Source organism: Spirosoma arcticum, assembly GCF_054779955.1.
Genome location: NZ_BAAGXG010000025.1, coordinates 21,194 through 37,773 on the forward strand (window position 1 = coordinate 21,194; position 16,580 = coordinate 37,773).

The following is a 16,580-nucleotide window of genomic DNA, read 5'->3' on the forward strand; positions in this document are numbered from 1 at the left end:
AGCAACCCCGAACAGGCAGTGAAATTGGTTTGCTTTGCATCAAGTGACCAAACGGCGTATTATAACAATTTGGTAATCGTGTATATATACTTACGTTGTAGCTTTGCGTCTTTCAATCACTTCTGAGTTTCTTTCAATCAATCCAAAATTTCATGAATCAACAACTACAAAAAGCCATCCGAACCTGGGTCTGGCTACTGATGCTATTGATAGCACCGGGCGCGTGGGCGCAGATCGCCACCTACACGTTTGAGAATGTAATCACGCCGACCTCAACGTCATTGAACTCTACAGCGAGCGATGCAGTCTTTGGCTCTGGAGTTGGTGCTCCAGGCTATGTTGGTGGTAGTCCTGGACAAGCTCGAACAGGTAATAACTGGGGTGCAAGCTTCGACGCATCTGATTATTTAGAATTTACCATAACGCCAAACTCGGGATTTCAGGCAACTGTAACGTCGGTTGCTGTAGATTTACAACGTTCGGGTACAGGACCGCCGACTGTTGAACTGCGTTCAAGTGTAGACGGGTTCGCGACGGCAATTAGTCCAACGAATGTTGCTCCAACTTCTTTTGCAGTAAGTACATTTACGTTGAACAGCGCTGTCGCAACCACGTCTGCGGTTACCTACAGGATCTACGGTTATGGTTCTACTGGAACGACTGGCACACTTCGGTTTGATGATTTAAGGATTAATGGAACTATCACTACGGCAGCCCCCACCAACCCCACCGTTAATCTCTCAGTCAGCACCAACACGGCTTCCGAAGCCGACGCCACCGTGGTTACCGTTACGGCGACTGCTTCGGCCGCAGTAACCGGTAATCAGACCGTCAGTTTGGGGGTAACGGGCACGGGCATCACGGCGGGCGATTACACCCTTAGTGGCACAACCATCACTATTCCGAACGGAGCCACGTCAGGTTCGGTCAGCTTTACAGTAACGAACGACACTGACGTAGAAGGAAGCGAAACGGCTACCCTAACCATCAGCAATCCATCGGCGGGCATTGCCCTGGGCGGTACAACGACGCAGAATGTTACCATTGCCGACGATGACGCACCGCCCGTACCAACGGTTTCTATCGCAGCAACGGATGCCACCGGTGCCGAGGCCGGTGCCGGTTCGGACCCAATCACGTTTACGGTTAGTCGTACTGGCGCTGCGACTGATCCACTAACCGTGACATATACAGTGGGTGGTACGGCCACCAACGGCACGGACTACACCCCGGCGCTGACAGGGACCCTAACGCTCACGGCCAATCAAGCCTCGGCGGACATCACCCTGGCCCCGACGGACGACCTCATCTTCGATCCCGGTGAGACCATCATTCTCTCGTTGACGGATGGCCCAGCGTACGATTTGGGTACGGCGTCGGCCACCGTAACCATCACCGATAACGACGTGGCACCAGCTACGCGTATATCGGCGATTCAGGGTAGTGGAACCACGGCCGCCCTGACGGGTACACAGACAATAGAAGGCATTGTTACCCGGAACTTCTCAGGTACTGCGGCACTCAACGGATTTTTTGTGCAGGAAGAAGACGCCGACTCGGACAATAATCCGGCTACGTCGGAAGGTATTTCAGTTCTTGATCCAACGGGCGTGTTTACGGGAAGTATCGGCGATAAGGTACGGGTAACAGGAGCGGTGGGTGAATTTACCAGCAGTTTCGGCGGTGTAAACAGCAGCCTGACACAGTTGACACTCACCACCGGGGCAAACCTGACCAACTTAGGTGCCAGTACGCTGCCAACTGTAACGACCGTTACGTTTCCGGTGGCCAACCGGTCGGAGCTGGAACGTTACGAAGGAATGCTGGTGACGGTTCAGGCGGCCACGGGCAACCTGACCGTGACCGATAACTTCACGCTTGGGCGGTTTGGTCAGGTAACCTTAGCGGCTACGGACCCGGCTACCAACCAGCCCGGCACCGACCCCCGCATTGAGCAATATACCCAGTTCAATCTGCCCAGTGTAGCCGGTAATGCGGCTTATCTGGCCGCTGTGGCCCGGCGTCTGATCATTCTCGACGACGCGGGCAGCGTTCAGAATCCGCCCGTCATCATTCACGCCCGTGGCGGAAGCCCACTGAGTGCCGCCAATACGCTGCGGGCTGGTGACGATGTCGCCAGCATCAGCGGTATTCTGGACGAGCGTTTTGAGGGCTACCGGGTCCAGACGAGTACGCCGGTGAACTTTAACGCGACGAATGCCCGCACGGCATCGCCCCCGGCCGTTGGGGGGACGCTGAAAGTAGCCGGGTTCAACGTCCTGAACTACTTCACTGATTTAGATAATAATCAACAGGTTACCATTCCTGACGGGGTAAGCTTTGAGCCACGCGGAGCCGAAACAGCGGAAGAGTTTACCCGGCAGCGGGATAAGATTATTGCCGCAATAGCAAGTATCAATGCGGACGTGGTGGGTCTGATCGAGATTGAAAACAATGGGTCGGTGGCCATTGGCAACTTAGTCGACGGGCTTAATGCCGTGTCGGGTGCGGGAAGCTACACCTTCGTTAATGACGCTGCACTGATCGACGACCCGAATCCTCAGGCAAATGCGGTGGGCACCGACGCCATTAAGGTGGCGTTTATCTACAAGCCCGGTTTCGTTACGCCGGTTGGACTGCCCCGCAGCTCCAATAACACCGTGTTCAGTCGTCCGCCCGTTGCCCAAACGTTCCAGCAGAACAGCAATGGAGCTAAGTTTACCGCTATTGTCAACCATTTCAAATCTAAAGGAGGTAGTGGGTCCGGTGCCGATAATGATTTAGGCGATGGTCAGGGTGAGTTCAACAACACCCGGCTTCAGCAGGCGAATGCATTGATTAGTTTCATTCCGTCGGTAACGGCAGCCGCCGGTGATCCTGACGTGTTGCTGTTGGGCGATTACAATGCGTATGCGCTGGAAGATCCAATCCGAACCCTAACAGACGCCGGATTCGCCAGTCTGCGTCCGAATTCGGATTACTCGTATGCCTTCAATGGTCAGTTTGGTTTCCTTGATTATGCCCTTGCCAACGCCAGTCTAACCGCTCAGGTATCCGGTTCGGCCGACTGGCATATCAACTCAGATGAGCCGATTATTCTGGATTACAACACTAATTTTAAACAGAATCAGCCTGCCAATCTGTACGCACCTGACCCGTTCAAGGCTTCTGATCACGACCCGGTTGTGGTTGGTCTTTCGCTCACTGCTGCCACGACCCCGCTGGCGCTGACGTTCACCGCTAATCCGACGACGATTCTGACAACGGGCACCACGACGCTGTCGGCGACGGTATCAGGCGGCACCACAGCGTATAGCTACGTCTTCAGCGGTCCGGGTACGATCACCCAAACGCCAACCAGCAACACCGCTTCGGTATCGGGTTTAACCGCCGGGGTGCAGACCTTCACTGTTTTGGTGACGGACGCTACAACCCCCACCAGTCAGACGATTACCGGCACAGTGAGTGTGACAGTGAGCGAAGCCAACACTCCACCCGCGGCCACGGCCAACACTAACCAGACGGCTACGGTGGACGTACCCTTCAGCTATACAGTCAACGCCTTCAACGACTCCGAAACGCCTAACAGCCTGACTTACTCGGCCAGCATCGACCCGGCCAACGGCTTGGTCTTCGATCCGGCTACGCGCATCATCTCTGGTGTACCAAGTATGTCAGGGGTGAGCAGCGTGACGGTAGTGGGAACGGATCCGGGCAGTTTATCGGCCAGTACGAGCTTCACCATTACGGTCAATCCGGCTCCGGTAGTAGTAACTCCGCTTTCACTCACTTTTACAGCTAATCCAACAATGCTGCTGACGAGTGGCGCCACGACGCTGTCGGCGACGGTATCGGGCGGCACTACAGCGTATAGCTACGTCTTCAGCGGTCCGGGTACGATCACCCCCAGCGGCAACACAGCCAGCGTGTCGGGCCTGAGTGCGGGGGTGCAGACCTTCACCGTTCTGGTAACGGACGCTACAACCCCCACCAGCCAGACCATCAGTGGTACGGTGAGTGTGACGGTGAGTGCGGCCAATACCCCGCCGGTGGCCACGGCCAACGCCAACCAGACGGCCACCGTGGGCGTACCCTTCAGCTACACGGTGGCCGCTTTCACCGATTCAGAGACGCCCAACGGCCTGACCTACTCGGCCAGCATTGTACTTGCCAACGGTTTCGGATTTGATCCGGCTACGCGTATCATCTCGGGTGTGCCGAGTATGAGTGGAGTGAGCAGCGTGACGGTGACGGCCACCGATCCGGGCAGTCTGTCTGCCAGCACGAGCTTCACTATTACGGTGAGTCCGGCTCCGGTGACACCAACGGCTCCCTTCGCTATCACGGGGGTAACGACGCTGGACTGTACGCCAGTGGCTAACCGCATCAACGTCAACTTCAACCCTCGCTACGCGGGTCTCAACGGGCAACCGATTAGTTTCTCGGTTGTCAACGAGTTGTCGCCCACCACCGCACCGGGACCCTACACCCTGCAACTCTACCCCGACAACCCGACTATTATTCTGAAGGCGGTCCAGAGCGGCACGGCAGGGGAGGCCAGCTTCAGCTATAACTGGTTAGCGGCCTGCAACAGCCTGAGCATGGTGACGCCTAACAACACGGCCCCCACCACCACGGGCATCGCCAACCAGAGCGGGACGGTCAACCAGGGTTTCAGTCTGAACGTGGCTTCCTCGTTCAGCGACGCCGAGACACCCAACGGGCTAAGCTACTCGGCCACGGGCTTACCGGCCGGGCTGAGCTTGTCGGGCAGCACCATCAGCGGTACGCCGAGTATGTCGGGCGTATCAACGGTAACGGTGACGGCGACGGATCCGGGCAGTTTGTCGGTGGCTACCAGCTTCAGCTTGACGGTGAGTCCGGCGGCTTCGATGACCAGTACGGGTACCTTCAGCATCACGGGGGTCACCACCATCGACTGTACGCCGGTGGCCAATCGGATCGCCATCAACTTTAACCCCCGGTACGCGGGCCTGAACGGGCAGCCCATTAGTTTCTCGGTGATCAACGAGTTGTCGCCCACTACCGCACCGGGTCCTTACTCGCTGACGCTGTACCCCGACAACCCGGTCATCACCCTCAAGGCGGTCCAGAGCGGCACGACGGGGGAGGCCAGCTTTAGCTACAACTGGTTAGCGGCCTGCAACAGCCTGAGCATGGTGAGTCCTAACAATACGGCTCCCACCACGACGGGTATCGCTAACCAGAGCGGGACGGTCAATCAGGGCTTCAGTCTGAACGTGGCTTCCTCGTTTTCTGATGCCGAGACGCCCAACGGGCTAAGTTTCTCGGCCACGGGCTTACCGGCCGGGCTGAGCCTGTCGGGCAGCACCATCAGCGGCACGCCCAGCATGTCGGGGGTGAGCAATGTCACGGTGGTGGCGACGGATCCGGGGAGTCTATCGGTGGCTACCAGCTTCACCTTTACGGTGAGTCCGTCCTCTACTACGGTTAGCCCACCACCCACCTCGCCCTTCAGCATCACGGGCGTGACGACGGTGAGTTGCACCGTGATTAGCCCAGGTCAGCGCGAGGTGAGCTTCACGCCCCAGTACGCAGGCACCAACGGTCAGCCGATCAGTTTTTCGGTGGTGAACGAATTGTCACCGACGACCGCCCCGGGACCCTACACGTTGCGCTTGTACACCGATAACCCGACCATCACCCTGAAGGCCACCCAGAGCGGCACGGCAGGGGAGGCAACTTTCTCTTACAACTGGTTCGCGGCCTGCACCAATGGCAGTGGGGCGCGGGTTGGGGTTGAGCCAGTGGCTGAGCTGAGTGTGCGGGTGCTGGGCAACCCAGTCCAGAACGGGCAGGTACGGGTGGAGGTACGGGGCGCGGCTGGTCAGTCGTTGCGCCTGCTGTTGACCGACCTGCGCGGACAAGCGATTGGTACGCACAGCGTGAAGCAGGCGGGTATGCTGGAGCAGCACGTGTTTGAGATTGGCCGTCAGGCGGGGGGCGTGTTGTTGTTGCGGGCCAGTACGCCAGCACATTCACAGACGGTGAAAGTGCTCCAGATAGACTAACCGTTAACTTGTATTATGTTGAAACGCCCCGACCAGAAATGGCCGGGGCGTTCTTTTGTAAATTTGTTTGGGACTGTCCTTGTTTATCTGTCGGTACGCCAAATCAGGCAAACATGAACAAAACAATTACATATTCTCCAGTAACCGCTCCATCGAAACTTCCTGCCCGATGCGGGCTTTCAGTTCGCTGATGGGGACGCGGATTTGCTCAGTTGTGTCGCGGTAGCGGATCGTGACGGTATCGTCGTCGAGGGTTTGGTAATCGACCACGATGCAGAACGGCGTACCGATTAAATCCTGCCTTGTATACCGTTTACCGATGGCGTCGCGCTCTTCGGTAATTACCCGAAACTCGGAACGGAGTGACTTCATAATCTGCTCGGCTTTTTCGGGCAATCCGTCTTTGCGAACGAGTGGAAACACAGCCGCTTTAATGGGTGCTAAGGCGGGGTGGAGTTTCAGATACGTGCGCTCTTTCTGCTCGTCGCCCTCGCCCGGAACGCCGGACCGCACCACTTCCTTTGTGAACGCGTTGCAGAACACGGCCAGAAACAGACGGTCGGCCCCAACGGACGTTTCAACCACGTAGGGGACGTAGTTGCCGTAAGGTTTGCCGGTTGCCGGGTCCACGTCGTTATCGAAATACTGCTGTTTCTTTTTGCTCAACTCCTGGTGCGCTTTCAGGTCGAAGTCGGTGCGGGAGTGGATGCCCTCCATCTCGCGGAAACCGAACGGAAATTTGTACTCGATGTCCACGGCCGCGTTGGCGTAATGCGCCAGTTTCTCGTGGATGTGAAATTTAAGCTTTTCGGCGGGTAGACCCACAGCCTGATGGAACTTCATCCGGGCATCGCGCCAACGTTCGTACCACTCCATTTCGGTGCCGGGCCGCACGAAAAACTGCATCTCCATCTGCTCGAATTCACGCATTCGGAACGTAAACTGCCGGGCCACGATCTCATTCCGAAATGCCTTGCCGATCTGCGCAATACCAAACGGCACTTTCATCCGGCCGGTTTTCTGGACGTTCAGGAAGTTGACGAAAATGCCCTGCGCTGTTTCGGGGCGGAGGTAAATCAGGCTGGCGTCTTCGGCCAATGAACCCACCTGCGTCGAAAACATCAGGTTGAACTGCCGCACTTCGGTCCAGTTGTCGGTGCCTGATACGGGGTCCTTGATGCCCTCGGCAATGATCAGGTTTCGGACGCCGTCGAGGTCATTGTTGCCCAGCAACCGGCCCATTTCCTGCAACAGGGCAGTGCTCCGTGCTTCGTCGCCCGCGTTGGCGTATTCCTCGGCTTTCAGTTCGAGGAGTTGATCGGCGCGGTAGCGTTTTTTGGAGTCGCGGTTGTCGATCATTGGGTCGTTGAACGAATCGACGTGGCCCGACGCTTTCCACGTCAGCGGGTGCATGAAGATCGACGCGTCGATGCCGACCACGTTATCGTGGAGTTGGGTCATGGCCTTCCACCACAGCGTTTTAAGGTTATTTTTGAGTTCAACGCCATTCTGTCCGTAGTCATAGACAGCCTGGAGACCATCGTAGATTTCGGAGGAGGGGAACACGAATCCGTATTCTTTGGCGTGGGCGATAATGTCGGGGAGGGTAGCGGCTGGCGCAATTTTCTGCTCTGTCATAATCAATTACTGAGACCGCAAAGATAGGGTTTACGCCGAAAATCCCCGAAAATGGCTAACTTTCGACGTTAGCTTTGTCGACAAAAACTATGCTTATCAACTCGCTCTCGCTCAAAAATTTCAAGTGCTTTGAAGAACTCGACGTGAAGTTTGCGCCCATTACTTTATTAACTGGCGCGAATAGCAGCGGCAAGAGTTCACTGATCAATGCGATTCTGGCGGTGTTACAAACGGAGGGGTTTCCTCTTTATTTGTCGCCTAATGGAAAGTATGTCGATATGGGCAGTATGAAGGAAATGGTGTATTGTGGAGAAACTGATAGATGTATAGAGCTAAATATTGAGTTTGATCTTACAGTCGTCGGTAAAAATAATAGAATTTCATCTATATCTTTCTTTCGTAAAAATCACTTTAAAACTTCGTGGGTACTTAATGAGCAGAACGATTTGCCAAAAATCAAAAGTTTTCACTCGCATAGAAATAGTATAAATGTGTATGTACGTGAAGATCAGGGGAGTATCCTGCTTGATATAAGTGATGATGATTTTGGTCAAGACGAGAATAGTGAAGAAAGATACTCTGCTATTATGAATAGTATGAATAACATGATCCAAGATCGTGCAGGAGAAAATTTATCCGAGTATAATAAATTTATAAAAGTGGTTAATGTTAGATATGCCTCAATAGATTCGTTAGAAAGTGAGTTAAATATATTAGAAATGTACTATTTTCTTGATGAGGAAATAAGTACCGCAGTGTTTAAATACAAGAATTTTGTAGACAGCAATTTTAACTATGTGGGTTCGTTTAGAAAACCTCCGTTTAGAACTTACAATCAAAGGGCGAAATCTGCTCGCAAAACAGACATTGACGGAGAAGGATATATAGATCAGCTTACCGAGTGGCAGGAAAGAGACGAAGATAAGTTCAGGCAAATATCAATGGATGCGTCTTCTTTGGGTCTTTTTGATGAAATCAAACCGAACAGGATACAAGGAGGACGATATGAATTAACCATTAAGACAGGCAATAGCAGGCGTTGGACTTCATTGGCTGATATTGGGTTTGGTGTCAGTCAGTTTCTGCCTATTATTGTTGCTGATCATCAATTGAATGGAACATCTTGTCTGGCTATTTCTCAGCCCGAAATTCACCTTCATCCAAAAATTCAAGCACAGTTTGGTAACTACTTAGCCAATGAGATTAAACGCACCCAGAAACAATACATCGTCGAAACACACAGCGAATATCTGCTCAACAGAATCAGGCTGTTGCTGGTTACCGGTGAATTGAAACCGGAGGATGTCCGAGTTCTATATTTTGAAAATGACGGTGTTAAAAGTACGGTATACGATGTGGAATTTACAACAAAAGGAGCAGTCAAAGGAGCACCACGGGGCTTTTTTGACACGTATGAAATGGACGTGATGGACATTGCAATGCACGCTATCGGATGATAAAAGATCTATTCGTTGATAACAACATCGCAAAGAATTTCAAGAATCCTGCCAATTCAGAATACGAAAAATTGATAAAGTGGTTGTTTGAAGAGGGGCATTTGGTTCTGACTCAGAAGCTGTTAAAGGAATACCATGACAGTAACCGGGGTAATTACGGACAAAGTATTCTAAGTATTATTGCCCGCTTAACCAAAGACGAACGTATCGTTATGGTTTCCAATGACCAGTTGAAGGCGCTAACTTTCTCAAAGACGATTAATAAGAAATGCTTAAAACTTAACAAAGACTACTGGCACCTGAAAGCCATTTTGCTGTCCAACCGAAAAATGGCAATTATCATAGACAAAGCATTTCGAGATGCGGTTAACAGCCACCCAAAATATGAAGGCGTGAAGCCGCAGGCCGTCGCTCGACCCGAAGAGATTGATTATGAAAATCTTATTGTTTAGCTTATGGTGAATTGCATTTGTTCTGAACAATTATATCTATGCAACAATTTACTCGCATTACGCTGGACCCCGAAGTAATGGGCGGTAAACCCTGTATTCGCGGGATGCGAGTTACAGTCAATACCCTCGTCGGTTTGGTTTCTGCGGGGTACTCAGCCGAGCGTATTCTGGAAGTGTATCCGTACCTGGAAGCCGACGACATTACAGAAGCACTAACTTTTGCCGCTCTGTAAGAATTGAGCAAAGAAACCGTCTCGTCGCTCGTCCCGAAGAAATTGATTACGACCATTTTACGGTTTAGCTTGCAACCTATTTAAGCTAAACCGTAACTACCCACCGTCATGTTTACCCGTTTTCAGTCGCTGGTGCGCGACTATTTTGGCTTTTCCCACAAGGAGAGCCGGGGATTCGTCGTCCTGATCTTTCTGACGGTGCTGTGCCTGCTGATTCCCTTTCTCTACCGGTTTGTAGCTGATAGCAAACCCGCCGATACGTCAGTGGCTGACCAGCGTAAACTCGACAGTTTGGTGGCGCTGATGCGCGTTGAAGAAGCCAAACAACCGCAGTTTGCCGACCGCTTTGATAAAGAAAAAACCACTGCTGAGCGGTTCAGCGAACCCAAATTATTCAACTTTGATCCGAATACGGTCAGTGTGGCGGGGTGGCAGCAGTTGGGCCTGCCGCGCTGGATGGCTGAACGCATCGACAAGTACCGTAGCAAAGGCGGGCAGTTTCGCAAGAAAGAGGATTTGCTCAAAATCTACGACTTCCCACCCGACCTCTACGATCAACTTGAACCCTATATTGCGCTGAAGGAAACGTCCAGAACTGACCGGTTCGGAGCGAACAAACCGTACGCGGCCCGGCCGTATTCTAACCAGCCCTATCAATCCAATGACCGAACGGCCGGGCCGCGTACGGCTTACTCGGAGCGGCCCGCCTATCCCGAACGTCCCGCCCGGCCAGTCATTCAGCCGTTCGATATTAACACCGCCGATACGTCGCAGTTGATTGCGCTGAAGGGCATTGGAGCCACGCTGGCCGGGCGCATTGTGAAGTACCGCGATGGGCTGGGCGGCTTCATCGCACCGGAGCAGTTTCGGGACGTTTACGGTTTGGATTCAGTAGCGTTAGTCGAGTTGGAGAAGTTCGGTCAGATTCGGTCGGCGGTTCGCAAAATTCCGGTCAACACGGCCAGCGCTGAAGACTTAGACCGGCACCCGTTTCTGTCCCGCCGACAAGCGCAAATCATCGTTACCTACCGCGAACAGCACGGAGCGTACACCTCCGCCGAGTCGCTGAAGCCAATTCGAATCTTGGACGCCAAGACAATCGAAAAAATCGCGCCGTATCTGGAGTTTTAAGGAAGTCGGTGAGTCAGTTGGTGAGTGGCTGACGCGAGGGTGTTGCTTTCGCGTCAGCCACTCACCAACTGACTCACCGACTTCCTAACTCACCGACTCTTTAACAAAACCACATTCTCCACATGGTGCGTGTGGGGAAACATGTCGACCGGCTGCACGTCGGCGACGGAATAGCCTTCGTCCAGAATGCCCAAGTCACGGGCCTGCGTGGCTGTGTTGCAACTCACATAAACGATGCAGTCGGGGGCGGCTTTAAGCAATTGGCGCGTCACGGCTTCATCCATACCGGCGCGGGGTGGGTCGGTGATGACCACGTCCGGGCGACCGTGCTGCGCAAAAAAGTCGTCGGTCAGAATGTCGCGCATGTCACCCGCCACGAACGTTGTGTTGGTGATGCCGTTGATGGTTGCATTGACGCGGGCGTCGGCCACGGATGCTTCGACGTATTCAACCCCGACGACGTGCTGCGCCTGCCGGGCCACGAACAACGCGATGGTGCCCGTGCCAGTGTAGAGGTCATACACCCGTTCGCGACCGGTTAGCCCGGCCCAGTCGCGGGCAATTTTGTAGAGGTTGTGCGCCTGCTCCGCGTTGGTCTGGTAGAACGATTTCGGGCCGACGCGGAACGTCAGCGTATGCCCATCCCCGGCGTCCATCCGCTCTTCGATGTACGGCTTACCAGACCAGTTAATGACCTCCTGATCCTGGTAGCTGTCGTTTTTCTTGGTATTGATGATGTAATTGAGCGAGGTGATTTCAGGGAATGACGTTTCCAGATGGCTCATTAGTCCGCTCAACTGGTTGGGGTCATCCTGCGCCACCTGCACTGTCACCATCACCTGATCGGGCGCGGCTGTGCGGATGATGAGCGTTCGGAGATAACCCGTGTGAACTTTCAGGTTGTACATACTCATTCCAGTGCGAAAGGCGTAGTCGGCGACGGACAGACGGATGGCGTTGGATGGGTCGGGCTGGAGGTAGCAGTGCCGGATGGGCAGCACCTTGTCGAAGCGGCCTGGCACGTGAAAACCCACCGCCCGTGGGTCGATCTCCTGGTGGGTATTTACCTCGGCCGACGTCATCCAGCGGCCTTCAGCGCAAGTAAATTCGAGTTTGTTGCGGTAATACTGTGTCGGTTCGGCGGCCAGAATGGGCTGGATAGCGGGCAATTCAACTTTGCCGATACGCGTGAGGTGATCGATCACCTGCTGGTGCTTGAACCGAAGTTGCTCGTCGTAACGAATGTGCTGCCATTTGCAGCCTCCGCAGGTGCCGAAGTGTTCGCAGAACGGCTCCGTCCGCACCGCCGACCGCTCATGAACACGTTCAGCAACGGCTTCCCGGTATTGTTTTTTCTTGTTCGTGATACGCAGGTCAACCACATCGCCCGGTGCAACGCCCGGCCCGCCGGTGGGATTTTCCACAAAAATGACGCCTTCCTCCGTCCGCACGATACACTTACCCTCGGCTGCAACAGCATCGACTAAAACTGCGTACAACTGTTCGGGTGGTTTATGACTCTTCCTACGCATAAGTGTTCTAAAAAACCGCTAATTTAGGCAGCCGTTTTCGGACGGCCTTATAACCGAACGTAATCTCGCTATGATGAACCTATACCGTACTGGGTGGTGGATGCTGGTGCTGACCATTATGTTGCTGACGGTCAGCGGTGTCGCACGCGCTACGCACATTGTTGGGGGCGAGTTTGAGCTGCAAAAGCTGCCCGCCAACAGTGCATTTACCCACCGGGTCAACATGAATCTGTACTTCGACGACATCTACGGGAATCCGGGAGCCGAAGACCGAACCGTGCTTGTTTATGTGTTCCGCAAACGCGATAATGCCCTGGTTGGCAGTGTCGATTTGCCCCAGGTCAGTACGCAGTTCGTTAATTATACTACGCCAACCTGCACCCGCTCCGACCTGCGGACCCGGCTCATCCGGTACGGTATTGAGGTTACGTTTCCGCAGACGTACAACGACGCCGGTGGCTATTACCTGAGTTGGGAGCGCTGCTGCCGCAATGCTGCTATCAATAACATCATTGATCCGGGCGGAGCCGGATCGACCTTTTATCTGGAGTTTCCCGCACCGTTCAGTGGGACGACGCCGTTCAGCAACTCGTCGCCAGTGTTCACCATTGCCAAAGGCGATTACATCTGCATCAATCGCCCGTTTACCTTCGATTTCAGCGCGAAAGATCCCGATGGCGATAGCCTGACCTACACGATGGTGACGCCCTACAACGGGTTCAGCAGCCGGTCGGTGCCTAATCCGGTCGTTGCCAATCCGGGGCCGTACCCTGATATTTCATGGATAACGGGAATCTCGCAGCGCAACGAAATTCCCGGTTCGCAACCGCTGCAGGTAGACGCCCGAACGGGAATCCTGAGTGTGACGGCCAATCGGCTGGGACTATTCGTTTTCTCGGTCGAGGTAGGAGAGTACCGCAATCGGAGACTTATTGGGCGGGTTCGGCGCGATTTTCAGTTAAAAGTGGTCGATTGTCTGCAAAACGACGCGCCCCAGTTGCTGCTTAAACCCGATGGTCAGCGGGCGTTTTACAGCGAAGGGACCGTGCTGACCATCGCCGAAAAGGATACCAACTGCCTGACATTGTACGTTACCGACGTCAACCCTAACCAGCGCATTACTCTCACCAACATGAGCGGATCGCTGCCTGGCCTGAGCATTGCTCCCGGCGAACTGCTGACCCGCACCGGTACTGATACGCTGCAGGCTAAATTCTGCTTTGGCGAATGCGTGGGGGGCGACGGCAGGCCGTTTACGCTGCTCATCCGGGCCAGTGACGAAGGCTGTCCACAGGGGCTGAGCGATACCCTCAGCATCCGGGTCAACATCATCCCATCGCCGAATAATAAACCAGACGCTACCACCAACCTGACCAATAATCTGGCCCGCATCACGGTTGGGTCGTCGCTGTCGTTCACTGCGTTTGGAGCCGACCTGGACAATGATAACATCACGATTCAGGCAGTGGGGCGGGGTTTCACGCTGGCGCAGGCGGGCATGACGTTTGGTTCCGTATCCGGCGTGGGGAAGGTGTCGAGTCCGTTTGTATGGAAGCCGACCTGCACCCAGGCAACCCGCCCCGAATACCTTGTCGATTTTATTGTGACCGATACGCGCTGCAACCGCAACCTGCGCGATACCGTTACGGTCAACATGGCGGCTATCGGTTTGCCCAGCCAGCCACCAACAATCCGGACAACGCTGGGGCAGCCCGTGGTCGACCTGACCGTCAGCGCGAGTGACTCGGTGGGGCGGGTGGCGTTCGACGTACTCGGCAACGACCCCGACCGTGACACGCTACGGCTGACGGGCACCGGCCGGGGCTTCGATGCCAGAGCGGCCGGTATGAATTTCACCGATAGAACGGGGGCACCAACGCTTCAGTCGGCTTTCGGCTGGAAACCCACCTGCGAACTAATGGCGGGTCGGTCGGAGGCAGAGTTCGTTGTGGACTTTGTAGTAGACGACCGCTCCTGCCAGCCTCAGCACACCGACACCACCACGGTGATTTTTCGGGTCAAAGATCCGTCGGTAAGTGGAGAAATTACGGTTCCAAACGTATTTACGCCCAACGGCGATGGCTACAATGATTATTTTGCGGTGAAGAACCTGCCGGAAAATGGGTGCGTAGAGCAGTTTAAATCGGTAGAGATTGCTAATCGCTGGGGGCAGAAAGTCTTTACGTCGGTTGATCCCAGATTCCGCTGGTTCGGCACCAACGCACCCACCGGAACCTATTATTACCTGATTAAGACCTCCAAACGAAGTTTCAAAGGGCCACTTACACTGATTCGGTGAACAATAAAGTAGTACTCATCACGGGTGCCTCGTCGGGTATTGGCCGGGCTATGGCGTTTGCCTTTGGCCGTGAAGGCGCGAAAATTGTCATCTGCGCCCGTAGCGCCGACGCCCTCGATCAGGTTGCTCATGAACTGCGTCAGGCCACTATCGACGTACTGGCCCTGACCGCCGATGTCAGTATCGAAACCGACGTGAAACGGCTCATTGAGCAGACTATCGCCCATTACGGCCGGCTGGACGTGCTCATTAACAACGCGGGCATTACCATGCGTTCCCTGCTGATTGACACCGACCCGGCCGTAATCCAGAAAGTGATGGACATCAATTTTATGGGTACGGTTTACGCCACTCGCTACGCGCTGCCGCACATTCAGCAGGCCAAAGGCTCCATTGTGGGCATTTCGTCCATTGCGGGTTACCGGGGCCTGCCGGTGCGGAGTGGGTACTCGGCGTCTAAGTTTGCCATGAACGGCTTTCTGGAAGCACTGCGGACCGAATTGCTGCATTCGGGCGTCCACGTACTGACGGCTTGCCCCGGTTTCACTGCGTCGAATATTCGATTTACGGCCCTCAATGCCCACGGGCAGGTGGCAGGCGAAACCGTGCGCGACGAAAGTAGTATGATGAGCGCCGACGAGTGCGCCGATCATATTCTGCGGGCCGTTAAATCCCGAAAGCGCGAGCTTATTCTAACCACCCAGGGCAAACTTACCGTCTTCCTGAACAAGTGGCTCCCCGCCCTGATGGACAAACTGGTATTCAACACGCTGGCGAAGGAGAAGAATTCACCGCTGAAGAAAGTCAATTAGTAGGTTAGTTAGTGAGTTGGTCAGTGGCTGACGCCAGTCCGTTGACGCGTCAGCCACTGACCAACTCACTAACTAACCTACTAATTGACTAATTATATCACCCACACATTATCCCGGCGGATGTAATATAGTTCATTGCGCCACAGCACACGCAGGTAGATGTCGGTGCTGCCCAAAATATTGACTTTGTGGCCGCGCCCAATTACTTCGCTTACGGGTGCAGCCGCCGACGGATCAGTGCGTAATAATACCCGGTCGCGGCTGATTATGCCCGACTGAACACCTTCGGGCAGGTTAACGAACAGCAGTAGAAGTAGCAGATAAAAGAGTACAACCCACTTCTGCCGCTGGTCAATAGCCTGTTTCCGAACTAATTTAAGCATTAGTACGCTGAACACATACCCACCCGGAATCAGCAGAAACAAGAGCACATACGTGCCATATTTGCGGTAGAACAGGTAAAAATAATTCAGATCGTCGGTCTCGTAGCCGTTCAGGTTATTGGCGCGGGCAATCTCGTTCATCTTCCGCAACACGGCGTCGTCGGGGTGGCGGTCGAAATAAACCTGAAGGTAATAAAGCAGGTGTGGCACGTCGTTTTGCTGTTCGTAGGCACTGGCTAATTTGAGCAGCATGGGGTCGGTGGCGGTGTGGCCATTAGCAATGGCTGTTTCGTAGAGCTGGGCGGCATTAGCTTGATTACCAGTCGCGAACAGCGAATCGGCTTGCCGAAGCGCATCCCACGAGTCCGCCCGAGTGGTCGAAGCAACGACTATCAGGCCAAAAAATAAGCTTATTCTACCAATTGCGGCTTTCATGGACGAACGGGTGACGATGACGATGTACTTCGATCCCAAAACGATAGTTTGTAACAGCCGATAGAGCACACAGAATAAGACGTAAGAAGTAAAATGGGATAGGGTGTAAGTATCGCTGACAAGCACTTACACCCTATCCCATTTTACCCTTTATT

General features: G+C 54.1%; 10 protein-coding genes. 7 read left to right on the plus strand and 3 right to left on the minus strand.

What is annotated here, in order from left to right:
- Positions 1-590 precede the first annotated feature (590 nt).
- Complete coding sequence (locus ACYVHB_RS30005) at positions 591-6,053, plus strand: ExeM/NucH family extracellular endonuclease (RefSeq protein ID WP_461055725.1); 5,463 nt, start codon at positions 591-593, stop codon at positions 6,051-6,053.
- 126 nt (positions 6,054-6,179) lie between these two features.
- Here ACYVHB_RS30005 and ACYVHB_RS30010 read toward each other — a convergent pair whose 3' ends face one another.
- On the minus strand, positions 6,180-7,691 hold the full coding sequence (locus tag ACYVHB_RS30010) for a glycine--tRNA ligase (protein WP_461055726.1): 1,512 nt from the start codon (positions 7,689-7,691) through the stop codon (positions 6,180-6,182).
- A gap of 89 nt (positions 7,692-7,780) precedes the next feature.
- Between ACYVHB_RS30010 and ACYVHB_RS30015 the strand changes: the two genes are divergently transcribed.
- The 4 genes from ACYVHB_RS30015 (at position 7,781) to ACYVHB_RS30030 (ending at position 10,964) form a co-directional block, all read left to right on the plus strand.
- Positions 7,781-9,148 (plus strand): AAA family ATPase, encoded by a 1,368-nt coding sequence (locus ACYVHB_RS30015; RefSeq protein WP_461055727.1) that lies wholly within the window; start codon positions 7,781-7,783, stop codon positions 9,146-9,148.
- On the plus strand, positions 9,145-9,600 hold the full coding sequence (locus ACYVHB_RS30020) for a hypothetical protein (protein ID WP_461055728.1): 456 nt from the start codon (positions 9,145-9,147) through the stop codon (positions 9,598-9,600). Before ACYVHB_RS30015 ends, ACYVHB_RS30020 begins: the two co-directional genes overlap by 4 nt.
- Before the next feature lie 38 nt (positions 9,601-9,638).
- Entirely contained in the window at positions 9,639-9,833 is a 195-nt protein-coding gene (locus ACYVHB_RS30025) for a DUF433 domain-containing protein (RefSeq protein ID WP_461055729.1), read from the plus strand.
- A gap of 108 nt (positions 9,834-9,941) precedes the next feature.
- Positions 9,942-10,964: a helix-hairpin-helix domain-containing protein gene (locus ACYVHB_RS30030; RefSeq protein WP_461055730.1), complete on the plus strand. Its 1,023-nt coding sequence runs from the start codon at positions 9,942-9,944 to the stop codon at positions 10,962-10,964.
- Positions 10,965-11,053: 89 nt separating this feature from the next.
- Here ACYVHB_RS30030 and rlmD read toward each other — a convergent pair whose 3' ends face one another.
- Positions 11,054-12,496 (minus strand): 23S rRNA (uracil(1939)-C(5))-methyltransferase RlmD, encoded by a 1,443-nt coding sequence (gene rlmD / locus ACYVHB_RS30035; protein WP_461055731.1) that lies wholly within the window; start codon positions 12,494-12,496, stop codon positions 11,054-11,056.
- Positions 12,497-12,566: 70 nt separating this feature from the next.
- Between rlmD and ACYVHB_RS30040 the strand changes: the two genes are divergently transcribed.
- A complete protein-coding gene (locus ACYVHB_RS30040; RefSeq protein WP_461055732.1) occupies positions 12,567-14,795 on the plus strand; it encodes a gliding motility-associated C-terminal domain-containing protein in 2,229 nt (742 codons plus the stop codon).
- Positions 14,792-15,607, plus strand: coding sequence for an SDR family oxidoreductase (locus ACYVHB_RS30045; RefSeq protein WP_461055733.1), 816 nt, complete (start codon positions 14,792-14,794; stop codon positions 15,605-15,607). Before ACYVHB_RS30040 ends, ACYVHB_RS30045 begins: the two co-directional genes overlap by 4 nt.
- A gap of 92 nt (positions 15,608-15,699) precedes the next feature.
- Here the strand turns inward: ACYVHB_RS30045 and ACYVHB_RS30050 are convergent, their stop codons facing one another.
- Positions 15,700-16,425, minus strand: coding sequence for a tetratricopeptide repeat protein (locus ACYVHB_RS30050; protein ID WP_461055734.1), 726 nt, complete (start codon positions 16,423-16,425; stop codon positions 15,700-15,702).
- Between the last annotated feature and the right edge of the window lie 155 nt (positions 16,426-16,580).